This window comes from Planctomycetia bacterium (assembly GCA_015200345.1).
Taxonomy (GTDB): Bacteria; Planctomycetota; Phycisphaerae; order UBA1845; family UTPLA1; genus PLA3.
Genome location: CP054187.1, coordinates 2,799,953 through 2,820,263 on the forward strand (window position 1 = coordinate 2,799,953; position 20,311 = coordinate 2,820,263).

A 20,311-nucleotide genomic window follows, 5' to 3' on the forward strand; every position below is an offset into this window, starting at 1 on the left:
TCCTTTGTCAGCCCAGCATGACTACGGCGGCGGCGAGCCTAAGTCATCGCCATGCCGATTGTCCACCAGGAATCCGCAGCCGTGACGATGACGGCCGTGCTTTTCGCGCTGCCATGGTGCGAGTTTCCTCATTCCGGCTCATTCTGTGGCTTTCAGCATCTCGCGCACGGGCGGCGCATAGGTCGCATCCAGATTGGCAGCTTCTTCCAGCAACCGGCGTGCTGCGTCGAACCGCCCGAGTGCCCAATTCAGCCGCCCCAGATTGAATCGCGCCGCGGCGAACGCAGGTCGCAATTGGATCGCCCGTGTGAGATGGTGCTCCGCTGCGACCCAGTCGCCGGTTTCCGCGAGCAGCAGTCCCAAATTGTTGTGTGCGTCCGCGTCGTGCGGCGCCAGCTCGATCGCCCGACGATAGGCGCCGATTGCCTCGCGCGTTCGGCCGAGCGTCGCGAGGATCACGCCGTGGTTGTACTGGCCTTGCGCGTTCCACGGGTAGACTTGAACCGCCCGCGCGAGATGCACCGCCGCTTCGTTCAGCCGTCCCTGTTCGGCCAGCGTCCGACCTGACGCGCCGTGCAGATCCGCGAGGCGACGCCGCTGGTCGACCGGATGAAACAGCCCCCACCGCTCGCAAGCCTCGAAGTGATCGATGGCGGCCAGGAGCGACGTGGATGGCTCCGCGCCGGCCGCGATGGATCGATCAGGCAGCGTCGGAACAACCGAGTCGAACAGGCGATTGCCCCGAAAGGCGTGGTAACGAATGAACCCGCTGTGCACCGTCAGCGCCAGGAGACCGATGGTAGCGGTCGCAAACACCCGGCCGCCGCGCGTGAGGCTGCCGTGGGCCTTGATTTGCCAGCGGTTGAATCGCAGATCGCGCCGGCGGAAGCTCCGTCCGACGAGAACGGTCCAATATGCAAGGATGCAGCCGATCGCCAGCGTGAGGAGGAACGGCACGAGGTCATACAGCCCGCGAAAGATGAGGAGTGACGCTATTAGGACGCACGCCATCACGAGTTCCTCGGCCCATGTGAAGTCGTACGGTGGACGCGCGACGCGCGCCGTGCTGCCGATGGTCAGGATGGCAGGCTGGGCGAGTCCGTACGCAATGCGGCCCTCGGGGCAGGCGGCGACGCAGTCGAGGTCCTTGAGGCAGGCAGGATCGGTGACGCGGCCGAACGCGGCCAATTCGCGGTGAACCAGCACATGCGATTGGCAGACCGCGGTGCACTTGCCGCACTGGGAGCAGTCGCCGCGAGCGACGATGCGGCCCGGGGCGAAGCGGTCGGCGATGCGAAAGATCGCGCCGTAGGGACAGGCATAGGTGCAGAAGCCGCGCGAACCGAGCATGTAGACGATTACGAATCCGCACACAAAGAACGTGAGCAGGGTGACGCCGAGGCCGGGCAGGTTTCGCCAGAAGTCGGCGGTCAGGAACGAGGCCCATCCCTGCTCGTCGGTGCGGAGGTGCAGGGCCGGCATCGGTCGCCGTTCGAGCCAGCGCCGGAGCTGGGGCCAGACGAACATATACAACATGGCTGTGACGGGCACCCACTTCAACAGCCGCGAGCGGATCGGCTTGGGGTGAATGCGCATGTACGACAACAACCAGGCGGCGAGATCTTCCAGTGCCAGAATGTGGCAGCCCCAGGAGCAGAAAAACCGTCCGAAGAAAACCGTGGCGAGCAAGACAATGGCCATGAAGACAAAGCCCGCGGTCACGATGCCCAGTTCGAGCGTATACATCACTTCGTTGAGTTCGAGCGGAGCGAGCGTGCGGCCGGCGAGCTTCCAGTGAATCAGGTGGACGATGAAAAGAAGGTACACGGTCGCGAGGCAGATCGCACGGCGGCGAGAGTAATCGCGCCGAGGGGGCGGTGCGGGGCGGCGACGGGTCTCAACAGACTTCTTGACCATGATATCAAGTATAACCGCGGGGGCGTCGCGACGCCAGTTCAATCGGATGAATTCGTTTCAGCGGAACGGCGCCGAGGCCGTTGACCGGAACATAGCCGCTGCGAAACACCGTGTTTTGCGGTCTGGCGAGGTGCCATGCTGCCGCAACCTTCTTGATTGCAAAAAGTTGCGTCGTCTCGACGGCTGGAGACGGTCGGCCGCAGAGCGGGTTGACAAACCCGCGAAATGGAAGTATTATTGACTTAGAGGTAAAGATATCTATTGAACGGCCGCCGAGCGTCGCCCTGGCCAGGTCCCGGCATCGATCGGCCGAAATCGGAGTCGGCTCATGACGTCCCTACCATCATCCCCAGTCATCCATCCCGACCAGATGTTGCCCGATGTGCTCCGGGCCTATCCGCAGCTTCGTCCCCTGTTTGATCGCTACGGCCTGCGCGGCTGCGGCGGTCCGCACGGTCCGGCCGAAACGATCGCGTATTTCGCCCAGGCGCACGGCGTGGACCTTGAACGGTTCCTTCACGAACTGAATCGCGGCCTGCGCGATCCGGGATCCATCCCGGTCACCGAACGAACCGAAGCCGACTCCCTCGACCAATTGGCAGACACGATTTACCGGCGCTTTTTCAAGGCGGGCATCGCGGTCATCCTGACGGCCGGCGCCGCGTGGGGCGCCTTCCTGCTGCTGCGCATCGGGCTGGGGCGGTCGTTCACCGCGATTTCGATTCACGACATCAACGCGCACGGGCACGCGCAGATCTTCGGCTGGGTCGGGTTGTTTGTGATGGGATTCGCCTACCAGGCGTTTCCACGCATGCGGCATACCAGTTTGTGGCGGCCGGACCTTGCTAATTTGAGTTTTTATCTCATGGTCTTTGGCGTAACGGCCCGCGCCGTCGGTGAACCGCTTTACGAGTGGCCCCTGATGCGCGAGCTGGCGATCTCCGCGAGCTTCGCCGAAATCGTCGCGATCGCGCTTTTCATCACCGTCCTGTTGCGCACCTTTCAGCGAAGCGGCAAGCCTTATGCGCCGCACGACGCGTACATCCTCGCTTCGCTGGCGTTTTTCCTGATTCAAGCCGGTTACGATCTCGCCCTCTTATACGCCACGACCACGGCGCCCAGTCACGCCGAGCTTTTGCGCATCATCGCGACCTACCAGGCGCCGCTTCGCGATCTGCAAATCCACGGATTCGCGCTGCTCATCATCCTCGGCGTCGGCATTCGGATGTTCCCCGCGCTCTTTGGATTTGCCGCGCCCGGTCAACGGCTCGTTCGCAGCGCGCTCGTCGTCCTCGTCTTCGCCGTCCTCGGCGAGGCCGGATTCTTCCTGATCATGCGGCGATCCGGGAACCACATCTGGGCCATGCCGATGTACGCGGCCATGCTGGCCCTCGCCGGCGCCAGCATCCTGCTGACTTTTCGTTGGAGATGGCTGGCCCATCCGGCCCAGCGCGATCGCAGTTCGAAATTCGTCCGCGCGGCCGTTGCCTGGCTCCACACGTCCATGATCCTGCTCGCCCTCGCGCCGCTCTATATGCAATGGGCGCTTCCCTCGGCGCAGAACCTGTCGGACAGCGGGCAGCACGCCGCCGCGATCGGCTTCTCGCATGCTTATTACGGCGCCGTCCGTCACGCGATCACCGTCGGGTTCATCAGCCTGATGATTCTCGGCATGGCGGCCAAGATCGTGCCGACGCTGAACGGCGTGGATATTCGACTCCTGTCGCCATTGTGGATTCCCTTCGCCCTCGTCAACGTCGGTTGCTTCACGCGGGTCGCGTTCCAGATTGCCACGGATTTCGGCGATTGGGCGTTTCCCGTCGCCGGCATCAGCGGTTTGCTGGAAGTCTCGGGCATCGCCGTCTGGGGGCTGCATCTGTGGCGGATCATGAACGGGTGGAAGCCGGCCGAACAACGCGTGCTCGAACGGCCGGCGCGAATCACCGCCGATGACAAGATCGGGCAGATTGTGGAGTGGTACCCGCAGACGCTGCCGCTGCTGATCGAAAAAGGATTCGCCCCTCTTGCCAATCCGGTCATGCGCAGAACGATGGCCCAGGCGGTCTCGGTGCGAATGGCGGCGGCCCATCACCAGTTGAATCTTGATACGCTGCTGGCGGAACTGAATGACGCGGTGCAGCGAGCAAATGGCGAGAACGCGCCGGCGATCCGGCCCAGCGGCGTTTCGCTACCGGTGTTGCAACATGCTTGAACCAGATCGCACCGCCCAGTTCGACGATCTGGCGGCGTTGTACGACCGCCTGGTGGACTGGCCGCGCCGCCTGTCACGGGAGGCGCCGTTTTTTCGTCGATGGTTTGAGTTGCACGCGGTGCGGCGCGTGGTGGATCTGGCCTGTGGGACGGGCCATCACGCAGCCATGTTCCATTCATGGGGGCTGGAGGTTACGGGCGTGGATGTCAGCGCCGGGATGCTGGCGCGCTGCCGCGCACGGCATGGCGAAGGCCCGCGCCTGCGCTGGGTGCAGGCGTCGTTCGACCAGCCGCTGGCCCTGAATGATCCGGCCGATGCCGTGGTTTGCCTCGGCAATTCCCTCGCGCTGGCGGAGGACGATTCCGCGTTGCGGCGCGCGGTGCGAGTCATGACGATGGCACTGCGTCCGGGCGGGATCGGCGTGGTACAGGTTCTGAACCTGCAAGCGCTGCCCATCGGTCCGGTTCACTGGCAGAAGGTACGCCGCATCGACCAGGATGACCGGTCGGCGGTGCTGCTCAAGGGCGTCCACCGCGTCAACGATCGGGGTTATGTCAGCGTCATCGAGTTGACCATGCGCCCGGACGGCGGCGTGGACCATCGGGCGCATTCGGCGGGTTTCCTGGAGGTTTCGCGCGCCGCGTTGGAATCCGCGATTGTCGAGTCCGGCGGCACGGTGTGCCGGGTACTGGGAGGGTACGACGAGGTCGCGTTCGACGCGCATCAAAGCACCGATTTGCTGGTGGTGTGGCAGGGGCCTGCGGGCGGGGGGTGTGACGCGCGATCGGTGCGGCTTGACAGGACGCTCCCATCGGCGATACTAAAAGGTGACTTGAGTGTCAAGAGGTAATGAATGCTTTCGATGACCGCCCAGTATGCCCTTCGCGCCTTCGTGTTCATCGCGAAGCACGGCGAGGAACACCCGGTCCTGGCGAAGGACATCGCCGCCCGCACGGGCGTCCCGCAGCATTACCTTTCACGCATTTTGCGCGATGCGGTCCGGGCCGGGTTGCTCGATTCGGCACGCGGCGTCGGCGGGGGGTTTCGCCTGGCGCGGCCGGCCCATCGGATCAAGCTGGTGGAGATCCTCTCCCCGTTTGACGACGTGCTGGATCGCTCGCGGTGCCCGTTTGGTCAGCCCAAGTGCAACGATCAGAAGCCGTGCGGCTTTCATGAGTTCTGGAAGCCGATATCGACGGCCTATCGCCGGATGCTGGAGCAGACCACGCTGGGCGAGATCGACGAGAAGGGACTTAGCAGTGGAAAAAGCCGCATCGGGACTTGATGCTTTTTTTGTGCGGCTATTCTTGACAAGGTGATCGTTAGATCATAAATTGGTGCTCGCTGGAGGTCCTGACACCATGTTGCCTCGCCGCTTCTCACAACGGTTCGCCCCGCTCATCTGGGCCTTCACCATCCTCGGCATGTTCTCCTACTGCGCGTCGCAGGTCGTTCGATCGCCCCGGCCTGTCGCGATCCTGGCGTCGACCGAGCGCGAGACGCCCCGCGCACGGGAAACATCACCATCATCACCGGGCGAGCACGCGCCGCGACCCGTCGGCACCGGCACCCTCCCGCCGTTGGTCGCGCGCGGGCAGGCGCTCTTCGCCAAGCATTGCGTCATTTGTCATGGTGAAACGGGTGACGGCCTCGGCAAGTTCGCCTATCTCATGAACCCCCGGCCGCGCAACTTCAAGCTCGGGAAGTTCAAGCTCACGACCACGCAGAACCTGATCCCGTCTGACCAGGATCTGCTACGGACCATCGTGCGCGGCATGCCCGGATCCGCCATGCCGCCTTGGGGGCATCTCCCCAGCGCCGATCTGAACGCGCTGGTCGCCTACGTTCGTCATATTCATGTTCAGGCGGTCGAAGCCGAGCTGGCCGCCGGCGTCGCGGATGGCAGCGTCGCGGCGGACGAAGTTGCCGACCTGCTGGCCCAGCGGACGCAACCGGGTCCACCGATCGTCGTGCCACCGGAACCGGCCTTTGATGATTTGCGATGGTTCAACGGTCGCCGCGTCTACCTCGAGGCCTGCGCGTCGTGCCATGGCGCCGACGGCCGGCCGCTCCCCGAAGCCGTGAAGGTCGACGACGAGGGGTATCCCGTGCCGCCCCGGTCGTTTGTCGACGGCATCTTCAAGGGCAGCATGGAGGGGCCGGATTTGTATTGCCGCATCCTCAAAGGGATGCGCGGCACGCCCATGCCGGCCTCGGAGGGCAATTTTACGAATGACGAAATCTGGGACCTGATTCATTACGTGCAGTCGCTCGCTCGCGAAGGTTCCCAGGGTCGTGCCCAGCTTCGTCAAAGCACGATCACCGCGCCGCGCGTGGTGGGGGACTTGCCGGCCGATCCGAAGGATGCCGGCTGGAACCAGGCCCGCCCGGTCTACGTCGGTCTGACGCCGCTGTGGTGGACCGAGCAGCGGATCGAGGGTCTGGTCGTCCAGGCGCTGCACAACGATGACGAACTGGCTCTGCGTCTCACGTGGCTGGATCCGACGGTCGACGCCCGCGCCGTCAAGACCGAGGAGTTTCGCGATGCCGTCGCGATACAGTTTTCGCTCTCCAGCGATCCGCCCTTCTACATGGGCGACGCCACCCAGCACGGCGGAGTCAACATCTGGATGTGGAAGGCCGACCGCGAACGGAACATCGCCGAGGGCTATCAGGACGTGGACGCGGCGTTCCCGCAGCGCGCCGTGGACCTGTACGACGAGTGCCCCATACGTGCCAAAGATATGTCACTCACGGACTGGCCGCACGGCGCCATCACCGAACACAATCCGACGTACATCACCGCCTGGGGCGCGGGCAACCTGGTGGCCGATCCGACCCTGAAGACGCCGGTCGAGTGCCTCGTGGCGCGCGGGCCGGGGACGCTGGCCGGCAAGCCCGCCAACGTGCAGGCGGTGCGGGGTCGCGCGGTGTACGAGCGCGGCGTGTGGATGGTGCAATTGCAGCGCACGCTCGAAGTTTCCTGCGACCCCGACAGCCCCGCCCAGACGGACGAGCGCGTCTTCCGTGCCGGCGATTACCTGCCGGTTTCCTTTGCCATCTGGGACGGCGGCGCCGGCGACCGCGACGGCAAGAAGAACATCAGCATCTGGCAGCGACTGGTCATCGAATGACGCAAGGCCCGGGGCGCGCCCCCGAACGGACCGGTGAGGGAGTATGCAACATGGCTTCCGACAAGAAGAGCAAACCGTCTCGACGTGAGTTCATCCAGGGCGGCGTGGTTCTCGCAGCCGGTTCGTCCGGCATCCTCGGCTGGCCTCTGCAACTATTGGCCGCTCGGCCCGACGTGGGCAATCCGCTGGCGGGATACCCGGCGCGCGACTGGGAGAAGATCTACCGGGACCAGTACCGCTACGACGGTTCGTTCAGTTGGGTCTGCTCGCCGAACGACACGCATGCCTGCCGCGTGATGGCCTACACGCGCAACGGCGTCATCATTCGCATGGGTTCGCAGTACGACTCGGAGAAGTACGCCGACCTGTACGGCAACAAGGCGACGGCCAACTGGAACCCGCGGCAGTGCGCCAAGGGGTACACGTTTCATCGGCTGGTTTACGGGCCGTATCGCCTCAAGCACCCCATCATTCGACAGGGCTGGAAGCAGTGGGCCGACGACGGCTTTCCGCAGCTGACGCCGGAGAACAAGACAAAATACAAATTCGACAGCCGCGGGACCGACGTCCACGTCAAGATCGACTGGGACAGCGCCCTGAAATACATCGCCAAAGGCTACGTTGCCATCGCCCGGCGCTACAGCGGCGAGGCCGGCGCGAAGCTGCTGCGCGAACAGGGCTACCCCGAGGAGATGATCGAGGCCATGGACGGCGCCGGCACGCGCACGCTGAAGATGCGCGGCGGAATGGGCCTGCTCGGCGTACTCGGCAAATACGGCATGTATCGCCTGAACAACTGCATGGCCCTGCTTGACGCGGCCATTCGCAAGATTGGACCGGACCGGGCCAAGGCCGGACGAAACTGGAGCAACTACACCTGGCACGGCGACCAGACGCCGGGCCAGCCGTGGGTGCACGGATTGCAGAACTCCGATTGCGATTTCAACGATCTGCGGTTCAGCAAGCTGATCATCATGGACGGCAAGAACCTGGTGGAAAACAAGCTTCCGGACTCGCACTGGTTCATCGAGTGCATGGAGCGCGGCGGGCGGATCGTCGTCATCGCGCCGGAGTACGGCGCGCCCAGCACCAAGGCCGATTACTGGATTCCGATTCGCCCGGCGACCGACGCGGCTCTGTGGCTGGGCATCACGCGGCTGATGATCGACAACGGCTGGTACGACGAGACGTTCGTCAAGGCGTTCACCGATTTTCCGCTGCTGGTGCGGACGGACAATCTCAAGCGACTCCGGGCCGCGGAGGTGTTTCCCGACTATCAGAGCGCCCTGTCCAAAGATGGCCCGAGCATGCGCGTGCAGGGCCTGACCGCCGAGCAGCACGAGAAGCTCGGCGACCGCGTCGTGTGGGACGCGAAGACGAACAAGCCGGCGGCTGTGACGCGCGATGATGTCGGGGGGAGACTGCGCGAGCGCGGCATCGAGCCGGCCCTGACCGGCACCTGGAAGGTCAAACTGGTCGACGGCAGCGAAGCCGAGGTCATGACGCTGTGGTCGATGTATCAGATCCACCTGAAGGACTACGACCTCGAAACCGTCGCGCAAATCACGCACTCGCCAAAGGAGCAGATTGAACAGCTTGCCCGCGATATCTGGTCGGTGACCAAAGCCGGCGGGCCGGTCGCCATTCACCAGGGCGAGGGCATCAACCACTGGTTCCACGCGACCGAGGCCAATCGTGCGGCGCTCTTGCCGATGCTGCTGACCGGCAACATCGGCAAGCCCGGCGCGGGCGTCCACGGCTGGGCCGGCAATTACAAAGCGGCACTGTTCCAAGGCAGCGCCATCACCGGTCCGGGATTCAAAGGCTGGGTGGCTGAAGACCCGTTCGAACCGCTGCTGGACGAAAGCGCGCCGGGCAAGAACGTTCACGCACACGCTTACACGAAGGACGAGGAGCCGGCCTACTGGAACCACGGTGATCGGCCGCTGATCGTTGAAACGCCCAGGGAAGGCCGCAAGGTCTTCACCGGCAAGACGCACATGCCGACGCCGACCAAGGCGCTTCAGTTCACCAACGTGAACCTGTTCAACAATGCCAAGCACGCCTACGACATGTTCAAGAACGTGAATCCGAACATCGAGATGATCATCGCGCAGGACATCGTGATGACCTCGTCGGTGCAGTACTCGGATTTCGGGCTGCCGGCCAACAGCTGGGTCGAATTCGAGGACTTGGAAGTGACGGCCTCGTGCTCCAACCCGTTCCTGCAAATCTGGAAGGGCGGCATCAAGCCGGTCTTCGACTCACGGGACGATCTCTGGATCCTGGCGAATATCGCCAAGGCCGTCGGCGAGGAGCTGGGCGGCGAATGGAAGCAGAAGTTCTACAACTATTTCAAGTTCGAGCATGAAAAGAAACGCCGGGTCTATCTCCAGCGCCTGCTGGACACCTGCACCACCACCGTCGGCTACAAACTCGATGACATCCTGGCCGGCAAGTACGGTCCGCCCGGCGCGGCGTTGATGCTCTTCCGCACCTATCCGCGCGTCCCGTTCTACGAACAGGTGCACCACGACGAGCCGTTCCATACCGATACCGGCCGGCTTCATGCCTACGCCGACATCCCCGAGGCGATCGAGTACGGTGAGAATTTCATCGTCCACCGCGAGGGGACCGAGGCCACGCCCTATCTGCCGAACGTCATCGTGTCGAGCAATCCGTACATTCGCCCCAATGACTACGGCATCGGCCCCGAGGCCGAGCACTGGGACGAACGGACGGTGCGGAACATCAAGATGCCGTGGAAGCAGGTTAAGCTGACGCGGAACTTCCTGTGGGAGCGAGGCTATCGCTTTTACGCTCTGACGCCGAAGACGCGGCACCGCGTGCACTCGTCGTGGAGCAACGTCGACTGGCACAACATTTACGACAGCAGCTTCGGAGACCCGCACCGCATGGACAAACGTTCGCCCTACGTCGGCGATCATCAGGTGCACATCAACCCGCAGGCCGCCAGGGACCTGGGCATCAACAACGGCGATTACGTCTACGTCGACGCGAATCCGGCCGATCGACCGTACGTGGGCGCCAAGCCGGGTGATCCGTTTTACAAAGTGGCGCGACTGATGCTGCGGGCCGTTTACAACCCCGCGTATCCGTATAGCTGCATCATGATCAAGCACGCGCCGTACATCGCCACCGAAAAGAGCGTCAAGGCGCATGAGACGCGAGCCGACGGGCGAGCGCTGTGCGAGGACGGCTACCAGGCCAATCTGCGCTATGGCTCGCAGCAGAGCCTGACACGAAACTGGCACATGCCCATGCACCAGACCGACAACCTGTTTCACAAGGCCAAGGCGTTCATGGGGTTCATCTTCGGCGGCGAGGCCGACAACCACGCCGTCAACACCGTGCCCAAGGAGACGCTGGTGCGCGTGGTGAAGGCGGAAGACGGAGGGCTGGGCGGCAAGGGCATCTGGCTGCCGGCGACAACGGGCATGTCGCCGGGCGACGAGAGTGAATTGATGAAGCGCTACCTCGCCGGCGGATTTGTCGGCGGAGACGATTCCGCAACCCCGGCCGTTGAATTCGAGGAGTTCTGATCATGCCCTACGACGACCCCGACCCGGCGGATCCTCTGACGCTCCATGGCATTGAGCTGCCGACCGACGATGCCGAGGCCGTGCGTGATATGGCCGCGTGTTACATCGAAGAGTATTTCCGGCTGGGGCTAAGCGCCCAGGCCGTGGCATCGATGTTCGAGCGCGGTGAATTCGCCGGTCCGAGCATGGCGCTGCAACAACTGGGGCCGGAGATGATATCAGAAATGATTGCCGAGCAGGCCGTCGTTCGCGGCCCGCGCGGCGGGCGCGTTCAGGTGGATCAACAGCCGCAGGGCACGCTACGCCTGCCGGTGCTGGAACGCTAGGAGCCGATCATGAGCAAGGTCTACAACTGGCAACTCGGTCGCCCGATGGGCTATCCGTATCCGCAGGCCGCGCCCAAAGAGCAGTTCGCCTTCGTCATCAACATCAACCGCTGCATCGGCTGCCAGACCTGCACGATGGCCTGCAAGAGCACCTGGACCTTTTCCAAGGGTCAGGAGCACATGTGGTGGACCAACGTCGAAACCAAGCCCTACGGCGGCTATCCGCAGCACTGGGATGTTAAGACACTTGACTTACTCGATCGGGCCAATCCCCAGGGCATGGCGTGGGAGGGCCAACCCGGCGCCGATCCGCGCACGCCCTACGGCGCGCTTCATCACAAGACCATCTTCGAAGCCCCCGAAGTCGTCGCCCGCGGCGGGCAGCCCAACCTCGTCCTCGGCTATCTGCCCACCGAGGAAGAGTGGACCGCGCCGAACATTCACGAAGACACGCCGCCCGGCGGCCTCAACAAGCCGATGGACTTCGGCCGGGGAGAAGACGCCACCGGCGATAAGAAACACAAGGCGTGGTTCTTCTATCTCGCGAGGTTGTGCAACCACTGTAGCTACCCGGCCTGCCTGGCGGCCTGCCCGCGCAACGCCATCTACAAGCGGCCCGAGGACGGCATCGTGCTGATCGATCAACAGGAATGCCGCGGCTACCGCAAGTGCGTCGAGGCCTGCCCATACAAGAAGTCTCTCTACCGCGGTACGACGCGAACCAGCGAGAAGTGCATTGCCTGTTACCCTCGCGTCGAAGGCAGCGACCCCGAGTCCGACGGCGTGCCCATGGAGACCCGCTGCATGGCCGCCTGCATCGGCCAGGTGCGCATGCAGGGCCTGGTGAAGGTGAACGAAGACAGCACCTGGGTCGAAGACCGGCACAACCCGCTGTACTACCTCGTTCATGTCGCCAAAGTGGCACTCCCGCTTTACCCGCAGTTCGGCACCGAGCCGAATGGATTTTACATCCCCCCGCGCTGGGTCCCCACGAAATACCTCGAGCAGATGTTCGGCCCCGGTGTGAAGCAGGCCGTCGAGCGCTATCGTGCGCCCGATCGCGAGCTTCTGGCCGTGCTGCAACTCTTCCGCCGTTCCAATCGCATCATCTTCCGCTACGAGTTGAAAGAAGGACCGAAAGTATGGGAGACCACGGTCGCCGGGAAGAAGTTCGAAATGTTCAACGACACGGTGATTGCATTCGACCGCAAGAACCGGGAGATCTTCCGTACCCAGGTCGAGGAGCCGATCCATGTCCGACCCGAACTCCACGCCAACTCGATCTGACCCCCCGGACTGGATCGCGGTCGCCAAGCTGGCGCGCTTCCTCGCGGCCGCCTTTTGCTCGCCGCGGACGGCCGCACGCATCGTGCGCGGAGGATCCGGCGTGCGGAATGAATTGCTCGCGGCGGCCGGGAACGCGGGAATCACCGCCGATCGCATCCGCAGGCTGTTCGATGGAAACGCTTCGACGGACGATGCCGAGCGCGCCATCGACCGCGTGGTCGGGCACACCGTGCGCAGCGAGTGCCCGCCCTATGAGCTGGAGTATCGCTCGGCGGAAGTCTTCCAGGCCAGCCAGACGTTGGCGGACGTGGCCGGTTTCTATCGCGCGTTCGGGTTTGAGGCCGCCGGTCCGGTGGCCGAGCGACCGGATCACGCCGCCACCCAATGGGAGTTCATCGCCGTGCTCTGCATGAAAGCCTCCCTGGCCACGCGGGAAGCCGACCGCACTGGCTGCATCCAGGCGCTGCGGAGTTTCCTGACGGATCACGCCGCCGCGTGGATGCCCGCCTTCTTCGCGCGTGTGCAAAAGGTGGACGAAGGCGGGTTTCTCTCGCACGCCGCGGACCTCGGCGATGCGTTGCTTCGCCGATTGAGCGCTCACTTCGATGTACCGATCGGTCCGGCCTGGCTCGAACTTCGTCCCACCGACGAGGAAGACACGACCATCTCCTGCGGCGCGCCCGGCGCGGTGGAGCTGGGTCCGAATCTCGCCGCGGCGATGGAAGCGAGAGCGTGAAGCATGGAACTGATCCTCCAACCCGGCCTCGTCGAGCGAATCGTCTTCGAAGCTGCGCGACGCGACGAAATTCTGCGGCCCCACTATGAGCGGCAGTTCGCCCAATGCCACGAACACCGCACCGGCGACCAGCGCGATCGCGCCTTCGCCGAGTTGCACCGGCGATGGTTCACCGAGCTTGGGCTGGATCAGTTGATCGTCGACCTCGCGCGAGGATTCCCCCATGTGCGCGAGCAGGTCGGCCGACTTGTCGTCGCACAAGCGCCCGGCCCTCGCGCCCAGACATCGGAGCTTTATGGCGCGCCGGATCGCTACACCATCGTCCTCACAATCGCCCCGTCTCTCTTGCTCGATCGCCCCGCTTTTGCATACTGGGCCGGACACGAATTGCTCCGAATGGACGACCTGCTCAATCCGGCTTTCGGACATCATCCCGGCGAACGACCCGTCGGCCACACCGTTGCGGCCCAAGCGCTGATGACCGATCGCTTCGCCATTCTCTGGGCCATCAGCATCGACGCGCGCCTCGAACGCCGCGGGGTGCTGCCGGGCACCGTTCGTTCGGTCCGCGCCAGGGAGCTTGCAAATGCATTTGCACTCCGTGATTCACCCGCCGCACTCTCCGGCACGTTTGACGACTTGTGGCAGCGATGGGCCGACTCACCTCCCACTCATGCCCAGCTCATGGATCTCGCGCGGACCGGGCTGACCGCCTCACGCGAACCAATGGTCGAGTCAGGCAGTGCCCGGTGTCCGCCGGCCGGGGCCTTGTGTCCGCTTTGCAGGTTTCCGACTTTCGATTGGACGTATTCCGCAAGGGAATTAAAGTGTCTGCATGCCGATCTCTGCGCCGACTTTCCTGACTGGTCGCCGCATGAACCGATCTGCAGCCGTTGTGCGGAAGTCTACCGGGCCGGTGCGCGGCACCGCCTGAAAACATCAATTTCTGACGGCTCGTCGATTGCGACAGCCGGCCATCGAAGGAGCGAATGAATGCCCCCGTTTGTGGACAGCTTTGGCGATCAGTTTGGCGCGGTTCTTATCAACTCGTTCGGCACGATCCTCGCGGGGTTTTTCGGCGGCATCCTCAATGCGTTCATCAGTGGCGTCCTCACGCCGCTCTTCAAAGCCATCGCCGAGGGACTTGGCATCCCGATGTGACGCATGTCCTTCGTCCGTCCGGCCCGGGTCGGCGGTCTGCCGTCGCGCGGGAGAGCCGCTTGTGTCACACAACAATGAGATGCCACATCCATGACGCGCTTTGCATTATCCGTTGCTGCGGCGTTGCCGGGTCTTGTTCTCTGCGCTCGCGCGCTCGCTGATCCGCCGGCGACGCAACCCGCTGATGCGCAGAGGGCGACGACCGCGCCAGCCCCCCCGAGCGCTCCGTTGCCCGGACCACGCTACATGGCCCTGCGCTACGATGACGATTTCTCCTACCTCGACGGGCCCGACGGCACGTATCAAAAAGACGTCTTCGACCCCATCAAGAACATTCATCTCGGCGACGACTGGCGGCTCCGCATCGGCGGCGATGTGCGCCTGCGGCTCGAAGCCGAGACCAATCGCTCCTTCGGCGCGCGCAACCCCGCGCAGGATACCTACTTCCTCCACCGCTACTACCTGCACGCCGACTTGAAGTACCGCAAACGCTTTCGCCTGTTCATCGAAGGCGTTGACGCGCGCACCGAGGACCGCGATCTGCCGGCCATCCCGTTTTCCGAAAACCATTTTGACCTGCATCAGCTCTTCGCCGATCTCCGTCTTCTCGGCGAGGAAGGTCCGCTGACCCTGCGGGTCGGCCGACAGGAATTGCTTTACGGCAAGCAGCGGCTCATCAGCCCGCTGGACTGGGCCAACAGCCGCCGCCGATTTGACGGCGTCAAGCTCATGTATCAGAGCGCCCAGCTCGATGTGGATGCGTTCTGGACCAAGCCGATTGTCTTTCGACCCGATCCTTTCCGCGGAACCTGGGATCCGCCCATCGACGAAGGCCTCGATCGCAAGCCCGACCACTGGCGCGAGGAGCAGCAATTCTACGGGATTTACTCCACTTTCAAAGGCATCCCGAATCATGTCGTGGATGTCTATTTCCTCGGCCTGAACGATCGCGGCGTTCTGGTCAACGCCAACGGGCAACGCGGCGATCTGTCGGTCTATACCCTCGGCAGCCGATTCGGCGGCGTCAGCGGGAACTTCGATTACGACGTGGAAGGCGCCGGGCAATGGGGCGTCTGGAACGGCGACGAATTGCACGCCTGGATGGTCGGAAGTGAAGCCGGCTACACCTTCAAGCAGACCGCCATGACGCCGCGCCTCGGTCTGGGCTTCGACTACGCCACCGGCGACGACACCCCGCGCGACAACGCCCACGAAACCTTCAACCAGCTTTTCCCCCTCGGCCACGCCTGGCTGGGCTACATGGACCTCGTCGCGCGGCAGAACATCATCGCGCCAAACGTCAATTTCTCATTCAAGCCGCGGCGAGATGTCAACGTGCAGCTCATCTGGTATCACTTCTGGCTCGACTCGAACCTCGACGCCCTGTACAACGCCGGCGGCGCGCCCATCCGAAGAAACGTCTCCGGCTCCTCCGGCAACAGCGTCGGCGACGAACTCGATCTGCGCATCACCTGGAACGTCGACGTGCACTCGACCCTCATGCTCGGCTGGTCGCATCTCTGGCCCGACAACTTCCTCAACTCGTCCGGCCGAAGCCGCGATGCCGATTTCCTCTACCTTCAGTATGAGTTTCGATTCTGAATCGGTGCCTATATGACGACGCGCTCGCTGCCGATCTCGCAACCCGTTCCGACGGACGCCTTCGCGCGACGGACGGCGAGCACTCGGTGCGATGACGCACCCGCATCGCTGGATCGGGCGAGCCCCCGCCCTCTGATCGACGGGCACGCCCGCGTCATCGATCACTTGCGACTCTCACTCACCTCGGCCTGCAACCTTCATTGCCTCTATTGCCGACCCCAGGCCGCCGCGCGCCATGGACCGCGCGATCTGTCGGACGACCAGCGCCTCGATCTCATCCGATTTCTGCACGACTCGTACGGCCTCACTCGGCTGCGCCTGACCGGCGGAGAGCCGCTGCTCCATCGCTCGCTTGTCATGCTGATCGATCGAATCCGAAGCACCTTCCCGGCCCTTGCCATTGCGATGACAACCAACGGCGGGCGGTTGAAGTCGATGGCGGTCGCCTTGCGACGGGCGGGCCTGGATCGGCTCAACATCTCGCTCGACAGCATGGAACCGGCGACGTATCGAACCCTGACCGGCGGCCGGCTCGCCCCGGTGTTGGACGGAATCGATGCCGCCGTTGCCGCCGGGTTTCCGCCGCCGCGCCTCAACGCAGTCGTTCTCGCGGGTATCAACGATCACCAGTTGCCCGGCATGGTCAGCTGGGCCGTTCAGCGCGGGCTGGAACTTCGCCTGCTCGAGGCGATGCCCATCGGCCCCGCCGCATCCTTCAATCGCGAGCATTTTGTCCCCGCTCGGCGGTTCAAAGACATTCTTCAACAGCACATTGAGCTGACGCCGCTGCCGCGGCACCCCGGCGAAACGGCGATGCGCTTTGCCGTTCGGACCGGCGCGCTTCGCGGCACAATCGGAATCATTGCGCCGCTCTCCGAATCGTTTTGCGGTCAGTGCCGGCGCATCCGCATCACGGCGGATGGTAGACTTTTCCCCTGTCTGCTTGATTCCCACTTCGTCGATTTGGCTCCCTGTTGGGGCGAGGCAGGCTTCCTTCCCGACGAAGCCCACGACCGCATCGCTCATGCCGTCGCCGGCAAACGTGCAACCGGCCCGTTGAAGCAATACGCCGCCATGGTCGCGCTGGGGGGCTGATCCATGCCAAGCGGCGATCAAATTCTCGGTGTGACTGCCCAACCCCGCCGGCCCAATCTCAACGCCGTCATCCTGATCGGCGGCGCGAGCCGGCGCATGGGCCGGCCCAAGGCGACGCTTGTTCACGGCGGTCAGCGATTGATCGACCTCGCGATTCAGCTCGCCGAGCCGTTTGTCGGCGCGATTTTCCTGGCTGGGCGCATGCCCGACGGCATGACGCTCGAATCGATTCGCGCGGCATGCCTCCTGCCCGTCATGAACCTCTCGGATGATCCGACGGCATCCGGTCCGATCGCGGGGATCCTGGCCGCGCTCGCGCATGACCCGCAGGCCGACTGGTTGTGCCTCTCATGTGATATGCCTGGATTGACGCGCGAGGCGATTGATTGGCTGCTGAACGAACACGAATCCCGTCGAACGGCGACCGTCGGACGGCCGCTCGATGGCGAGTCGCCCGAGCCGTTTCCCGCGATATATCGCGCGGCTGCCCTCGCGCCGCTGCGCGCGTACGTTCAATCCGGCGGCGCATCGCTCCGCGGCGCACTCACGGCCATGCGTGCTGACGTATGCGCCGTGCCGACGCATCTCGCGCCGTGTTGGATCAACGTGAACACGCCCGCGGATTGGAAGCGCTTCTTAGGCTCGTAAACCGTTATTTCCCGAGTGATGCACGCCGTGCAAACAGCGCGTCACGCTTCTTATTGGTTAGAACTGGTTTCAAAACTCCTCTCCCCCTTGGGGGAGAGGTTGGGTGAGGGGGAAAAGTCATTCAACCGAAAGGATTCACCCTCACCCCGACCCTCTCCCTGAAAGGGAGAGGGGGTTTTGAAACAGCTTGTAACGATTATGATGCGACCCGACGTTGCTTACTTCTTCACCTCAAACTCCGCGTCGATCACATCGTCATCCTTCTTCGCGCTCGATGATCCGCCACCGGTTTTGCTGCCCACACCGTCGCCGCCCGGTGCGCCACCGCTGACGCCGCCACCACCCGCCTTGGCCGCCTGCTCATAGATGATCTTGCCCAGCGTCTGGCTGGCGGTCATCACGGCTTCGGACGCCTTCTTGATCGCGCCGGCGTCGTCGCCCTTCAACCGATCGCGCAGGTTGTTGATCGCGCTTTCGACCTTGCCGCGCTCGTCGGCCGGCACTTTCTCGCCGTGCTCCTTGAGCATCTTCTCGGTCTGGTAGATCAGATTGTCCGCCTGATTTCGAGCGTCGATCAGCTCGCGCTTCCGGCGGTCGTCCTCGGCATGGCTCTCGGCCTCCTTGCGCATGCGCTCGACTTCGGCCTCCGACAGGCCGCTCGAGCCCTCGATGCGAATTTTGTTCTCCTTGCCGGTGCCGAGGTCCTTGGCCGACACGTGCAGGATGCCGTTGGCGTCGATGTCGAACGTGACTTCGATCTGCGGCACGCCACGTGGCGCCGGCGGAATGCCCGTCAGGTTGAACTTGCCCAGCGTGCGGTTGTCATTGGCCATCGGCCGCTCACCCTGAAGCACGTGGATCGTCACCTCCGGCTGGTTGTCGGCGGCGGTGGAATAGACCTCCTTCTTGCTTGTGGGGATGGTCGTGTTCCGCGGGATCATCACCGTCATCACGCCGCCCAGCGTCTCGACGCCGAGTGAAAGCGGCGTGACATCCAGCACGAGGATGTCCTTCACGTCGCCGCCGATGATACCGGCCTGGATGGCCGCGCCGACGCCCACGGCCTCGTCGGGGTTGACGCTCTTGTTCGGCTCTTTGCCGAAGATCTCTTTGCACAGCCGCTGCACCGCCGGGATGCGCGTCGACCCGCCAACGAGAATACATTCGTCGATGTCGCTCGCCGACAGCTTCGCGTCCTCGAGCGCCTTCAGCACCGGCCGTCGGCACCGCTCGGTCAAGTGCTCGGTCAATTGCTCAAACTTGCTGCGCGTCAGCGTCAGGTTCAGGTGTTTCGGACCGCTCGCGTCGGCGGTGATGAACGGCAGGTTGATGGCTGTTTCCATCGAGCTGGACAGCTCGCACTTGGCCTTCTCACAAGCCTCCTTCAGCCGCTGGTGCGCCATCGGATCCTTGCGCAAGTCGATGCCGTACTGCTTGCGGAATTCCTCGGCAACGTAGTCGATCAGCACCTGGTCGTAGTCGTCACCGCCCAGGTGCGTGTCGCCGTTGATCGAGAGCGTCTCGAACACGCCCTCGCCGACATCGAGTATGGAAATATCAAACGTGCCACCGCCCAGGTCGAACACGGCGATCTTGCCGCCCTTCTTCTTGTCCATGCCGTAGGCCAGCGCCGCGGCCGTCGGCTCGGGCAGCACGCGCTTCACGTCGAAGCCGGCGATGATGCCCGCCTCCTGCGTCGCCTTGCGCTGCGAATCGTTGAAATAGGCCGGAACGGTGATGACGGCCGCCGTGACCTTCTCGCCGAGATAATCTTCAGCCGTCTTTTTCAGATCCTGAAGGATCATCGCGGAGATTTCCGGCGGGGTGTATTCCTTGTCGCGAATCTTGACCTTCACCAGCTCCTCGGGGCCGCCGGTGATGGTGTAGGGCACGAGCTTCTCCTCCGAGCCGACTTCGCTGTGCCGCCGGCCCATGAACCGCTTGATGCTGAACACGGTATTGCTCGGATTGGTCACCTGCTGATGCTTGGCGACCTGACCGACCAGCCGCTCGCCCTTGTCGGTGAAGGCAACGACCGACGGCGTCGTCCGCGCGCCCATGGCATTGGTCAGCACTTTGGGTGAACCCGCTTCCATCACGGCGACGACCGAATTGGTGGTGCCGAGGTCGATTCCAATGATCTTGGCCATATCGAATCACGCTCCTTAGCCTGTGAATTCCTAAATCGCATTGACTCGCGACGCTCGGCGGCATGGCCGGCGGCGCAGAGTCCAAACCGCCCAAGAGCAAGGAGGATGCCAAGGCATTGAAATTGGCAGCCGGGCCGGAACATTCTGCAAGTCCAGCACCGAGCGATACTTATGGCGCAATCTGCACCCAGCGGCACTGATCTGGCTCGGACTTGTGCCGAGCGGACTGCCATCCTGACATGCCGCAGTGGCCGATGGCGGGATCGGGTCGGTCGATTGCGCCGCACCAAGACGCCATTCGACGGGGAAGAGAATCGGCGGGAGAATGAAGACATTCAACTTCCACGGGTCCGCGCCGCGACGGCGCCATGAACAGGAGGAGGCCCATGTCCAAACGCCTGAACGGCGAGGACGCCGAGCGTGTGGCACTTGCCGCGAAGGACATTCCGGCGGAGTGAGGCGCGGACGCGGCCTACCACA

Annotated in this window: 15 protein-coding genes; 13 read left to right on the forward strand and 2 right to left on the reverse strand. The window is 63.7% G+C overall.

Going from position 1 to position 20,311, the window contains the following annotated elements; translation table 11 throughout:
- Positions 1–138: 138 nt before the first annotated feature.
- Positions 139–1,917, reverse strand: a complete 1,779-nt coding sequence (locus HRU71_11485; GenBank protein ID QOJ04064.1) for a tetratricopeptide repeat protein — start codon at positions 1,915–1,917, stop codon at positions 139–141.
- Between the two features lie 328 nt (positions 1,918–2,245).
- Between HRU71_11485 and HRU71_11490 the strand changes: the two genes are divergently transcribed.
- The 13 genes from HRU71_11490 (at position 2,246) to HRU71_11550 (ending at position 17,681) form a co-directional block, all read left to right on the forward strand.
- Complete coding sequence (locus tag HRU71_11490; protein ID QOJ04065.1) at positions 2,246–4,129, forward strand: DUF1858 domain-containing protein; 1,884 nt, start codon at positions 2,246–2,248, stop codon at positions 4,127–4,129.
- Positions 4,122–4,979 (forward strand): class I SAM-dependent methyltransferase, encoded by an 858-nt coding sequence (locus tag HRU71_11495; protein ID QOJ04066.1) that lies wholly within the window; start codon positions 4,122–4,124, stop codon positions 4,977–4,979. Before HRU71_11490 ends, HRU71_11495 begins: the two co-directional genes overlap by 8 nt.
- 12 nt (positions 4,980–4,991) lie before the next feature.
- A complete protein-coding gene (locus tag HRU71_11500; protein ID QOJ04067.1) occupies positions 4,992–5,414 on the forward strand; it encodes an Rrf2 family transcriptional regulator in 423 nt (140 codons plus the stop codon).
- Between the two features lie 76 nt (positions 5,415–5,490).
- Positions 5,491–7,263 (forward strand): c-type cytochrome, encoded by a 1,773-nt coding sequence (locus HRU71_11505; protein ID QOJ04068.1) that lies wholly within the window; start codon positions 5,491–5,493, stop codon positions 7,261–7,263.
- Between the two features lie 50 nt (positions 7,264–7,313).
- A complete protein-coding gene (locus tag HRU71_11510; protein ID QOJ04069.1) occupies positions 7,314–10,826 on the forward strand; it encodes a molybdopterin-dependent oxidoreductase in 3,513 nt (1,170 codons plus the stop codon).
- A 2-nt stretch (positions 10,827–10,828) separates the two neighbouring features.
- On the forward strand, positions 10,829–11,152 hold the full coding sequence (locus tag HRU71_11515; GenBank protein ID QOJ04070.1) for a hypothetical protein: 324 nt from the start codon (positions 10,829–10,831) through the stop codon (positions 11,150–11,152).
- A 9-nt stretch (positions 11,153–11,161) separates the two neighbouring features.
- Positions 11,162–12,439: a nitrate oxidoreductase subunit beta gene (locus HRU71_11520; GenBank protein QOJ04071.1), complete on the forward strand. Its 1,278-nt coding sequence runs from the start codon at positions 11,162–11,164 to the stop codon at positions 12,437–12,439.
- Complete coding sequence (locus tag HRU71_11525; GenBank protein QOJ04072.1) at positions 12,405–13,175, forward strand: molecular chaperone TorD family protein; 771 nt, start codon at positions 12,405–12,407, stop codon at positions 13,173–13,175. The genes HRU71_11520 and HRU71_11525 overlap by 35 nt, the downstream gene beginning before the upstream one ends.
- A gap of 3 nt (positions 13,176–13,178) precedes the next feature.
- Entirely contained in the window at positions 13,179–14,168 is a 990-nt protein-coding gene (locus HRU71_11530; protein ID QOJ04073.1) for a hypothetical protein, read from the forward strand.
- Positions 14,169–14,336, forward strand: coding sequence for a hypothetical protein (locus HRU71_11535; protein QOJ04074.1), 168 nt, complete (start codon positions 14,169–14,171; stop codon positions 14,334–14,336).
- A gap of 228 nt (positions 14,337–14,564) precedes the next feature.
- Positions 14,565–15,938, forward strand: coding sequence for an alginate export family protein (locus HRU71_11540; GenBank protein ID QOJ04075.1), 1,374 nt, complete (start codon positions 14,565–14,567; stop codon positions 15,936–15,938).
- A gap of 12 nt (positions 15,939–15,950) precedes the next feature.
- A complete protein-coding gene (locus HRU71_11545) occupies positions 15,951–17,033 on the forward strand; it encodes a radical SAM protein (GenBank protein ID QOJ04076.1) in 1,083 nt (360 codons plus the stop codon).
- A gap of 30 nt (positions 17,034–17,063) precedes the next feature.
- Positions 17,064–17,681: a molybdenum cofactor guanylyltransferase gene (locus HRU71_11550; protein QOJ04077.1), complete on the forward strand. Its 618-nt coding sequence runs from the start codon at positions 17,064–17,066 to the stop codon at positions 17,679–17,681.
- A gap of 218 nt (positions 17,682–17,899) precedes the next feature.
- On the opposite strand, the gene dnaK is transcribed toward HRU71_11550, so the two are convergent.
- Entirely contained in the window at positions 17,900–19,831 is a 1,932-nt protein-coding gene (gene dnaK, locus HRU71_11555) for a molecular chaperone DnaK (protein QOJ04078.1), read from the reverse strand.
- Between the last annotated feature and the right edge of the window lie 480 nt (positions 19,832–20,311).